Raw genomic sequence first — 2,795 nt, 5'->3', positions numbered from 1 at the left:
GTGCGCATCCGGCGAAGGCCGCCTTGTTTGGAGGTTTATCGGCGTCCAGCTTTTCGGTGATCTGATCCGGCATCGTTGCCGGCATCGATGCTGGAGTTGCTCGGATGGACGATGCGACCTACGTCCGGCGCCGCCGCTGGAGTGCTCAAGAGAAGCGCGCTGTCGTGGCGGAGTCCGTGACCAGTGGCAACGTGATCGCGACGGCCAAGCGCCACGGCATCCAGGCGCAGCAGATCTATCGCTGGCGCGAGAGGCTGGAGGCGCAGCCTGCCCCCGGCGCATTCTTGTCTGTCGCGGTCGCGTCGGATCTGGGGCCGTCCAGTCCGGCACCGCTGTCGGCACCGGTGCCAGCATCGCTGCTGGATGACACGAGCAGGGATCGGGATCCGACATCGCGGCCGGAGCGGTCGCCGCGGGTTGAGATCGTGCTGTCGGCGGGCCGCCGGATCATCGTCGAAGGCGGTATCGAGGTCGACGCGGTGCTTGCGTTGGCGCGGGGCCTTGAGGGCTTTCGATGATCCCGGTTCCGCTTGGGGTGAAGGTCTGGCTCGCCACCGGCCACACCGATATGCGGAAGGGGTTCGCCTCACTGGCGCTGTTGGCGCAGGAGGTGTTGAAGCGTGATCCGCTCGGCGGCCACGTCTTTTGCTTCCGCGGGCGCCGGGGCGATCTCTTGAAGGTGATCTGGCACGACGGGCAGGCGGCGAGCCTCTACGTGCGACGGCTTGAGAAGGGCCGCTTTCTATGGCCCTCGCCAGCCGACGGGGTCGTCGCGATCACGCCCGCACAGATGGGTTATCTGCTCTCTGGGATCGACTGGCGCAATCCGGTGGAGACCTGGCGTCCGACGGTGATCGGATAGGCCTTTTCGCTTGCGTTTGCAGGGGGATGTGATTCCCTCACCGTCGTGAGCGCCGCCCCTTCATCGCCGACTTCGCCCTCGCTTCCCGCCGATCTGGCGGCGGCTCATGCGATGATCCTCAGCGAGCGCGCGATGCGGATCGAGGCGCAAGCCGCGGCGTCCTCCACCGAAGCGATGATCGCGCATCTGAAGCTGATGATCGAGAAGCTCAGGCGCGAGCTCTACGGCCAGCGATCGGAGCGCACCACGCGGCTCATCGACCAGATGGAGCTCCAGCTCGAAGAGTTGGAGGCCAAGGCGACTGAGGACGAACTCTCGGCAGAGGCTGCGGCGCTGCAGGCCTCGTTGCCGGCTCCGGCGCCACGCCGCCGTCCATCACGCAAGCCGTTCCCGGAGCATCTTCCGCGCGAGCGGGTCGTGATCGCAGCGCCTTCGTCGTGCCCGTGCTGCGGCTCGATGAAGCTGTCGAAGTTCGGCGAGGACGTCACCGAGACCCTGGAGGTGATCCCACGCCAGTGGAAGGTGATCCAGACGGTCCGGGAGAAGTTCACCTGCCGCGCGTGCGAGGCCATCTCGCAGCCGCCGGCGCCCTTCCATGTGACCCCACGCGGCTTCGTCGGGCCGAACCTGCTGGCCATGGTGCTGTTTGAGAAGTTCGGTCAACATCAACCGCTGAACCGCCAGAGCGAACGCTACGGCCGCGAAGGCATCGATCTCCCCGTCTCGACGCTGGCCGACCAGGTCGGCGCGGCGACGGCGGCGCTTGCGCCGTTGCATGAGCGGATCGCCCGGCACGTGATGGCGGCCGAGAGGCTGCACGCCGACGACACCACGGTGCCGATCCTGGCCAAAGGCAAAACCGATACGGGCCGGATCTGGACCTATGTCCGCGACGACAGGCCCTTTGGCGGCGCCGATCCGCCGGCGGCGCTCTACTTCGCCTCGCGCGACCGGCGGCAGGAGCATCCGGACGCGCACCTCGCGGCTTGGTCCGGCATCCTCCAGGCCGACGCCTATGGCGGCTACAACGGGCTCTACGATCCCGCGCGTCCAGGCGGGCGGGTCACGTCGGCGCTGTGTTGGTCCCATGCCCGTCGCGGCTTCTTCGAACTCGCCGACATCGCCGCGAGCGCGCGGCGTGGCCCCGGCGCCGCGCCTGTGTCACCGATCGCCCTGGAGGCGGTTACGCGCATCGACGTGCTCTTCGCCATCGAGCGCGAGATCAACGGTCTGAGCGCCGACGCGCGTCGCCAGGTCCGACAGGAGCGAAGCCGCCCGCTCGTCGAGGACCTGCGCACCTGGCTCGGTGAGCAGCGCGTCAGGCTCTCGCGCTCGGCGACCGTCGCCAAGCCGATCGACTATATGCTCAAGCGCTGGGACAGGTTTGCCTCATTCCTCGACGATGGGCGGGTTTGCCTCACGAATAATGCCGCCGAGCGGGCGCTCAGAGGTTTTGCCCTCGGTCGAAAAGCATGGCTGTTTGCGGGCTCCAGCCGCGGCGCCGAGCGTGCCGCCGCAATAGCGACGCTGATCCAGACGGCAAAGCTCAACGATGTCGACCCCCAGGCCTGGCTCGCCGACGTGCTGGTCCGCATCGCCGGGCATCCGATCCATCGACTCGACGACCTGCTGCCGTGGAACTGGTCCCCGCCGTCGATCACGGCAATCGCAGCCTGACGATGCACATCAACAAGGTCCATGCCGTCAGGACCTTGGCGCTCGTCGCGCGTGAGCTCGGCGAAGATGCCGACTGGCTCGCCGATATCGCTACCGATCTGGAGCCCGAAGACGGGCTGATCTGGGTCTACGATCCGCAGCACCCTGACGGAACCATGGCCTTCTCCGAGTTCGGGATCGAGAGCCTCCGTAACCTCATCGATATCCACCGCAGCGCGCCGAAATAGAGCCGCAGCGGTCCACGCCGGATGAGTAC

At 67.2% G+C, this 2,795-nt stretch carries 4 protein-coding genes; all 4 read left to right on the top strand.

Annotated features, from left to right (window positions below):
• Window positions 1-104: 104 nt before the first annotated feature.
• Window positions 105-518 (top strand): transposase, encoded by a 414-nt coding sequence (locus MFF22_RS22025; protein WP_238252749.1) that lies wholly within the window; start codon window positions 105-107, stop codon window positions 516-518.
• Entirely contained in the window at window positions 515-862 is a 348-nt protein-coding gene (gene tnpB / locus MFF22_RS22020) for an IS66 family insertion sequence element accessory protein TnpB (protein ID WP_091928781.1), read from the top strand. The genes MFF22_RS22025 and tnpB overlap by 4 nt, the downstream gene beginning before the upstream one ends.
• A gap of 111 nt (window positions 863-973) precedes the next feature.
• Window positions 974-2,539, top strand: a complete 1,566-nt coding sequence (gene tnpC / locus MFF22_RS22015) for an IS66 family transposase (RefSeq protein ID WP_238252747.1) — start codon at window positions 974-976, stop codon at window positions 2,537-2,539.
• Window positions 2,497-2,766 (top strand): hypothetical protein, encoded by a 270-nt coding sequence (locus MFF22_RS22010; RefSeq protein WP_238252746.1) that lies wholly within the window; start codon window positions 2,497-2,499, stop codon window positions 2,764-2,766. Before tnpC ends, MFF22_RS22010 begins: the two co-directional genes overlap by 43 nt.
• Window positions 2,767-2,795 lie beyond the last annotated feature (29 nt).

The organism is Methylobacterium persicinum (assembly GCF_022179525.1).
Lineage (GTDB): Bacteria > Pseudomonadota > Alphaproteobacteria > Rhizobiales > Beijerinckiaceae > Methylobacterium > Methylobacterium persicinum.
Note: the sequence above shows the minus strand (reverse complement) of the source record. Positions and strands in the feature narration are given on the sequence as shown.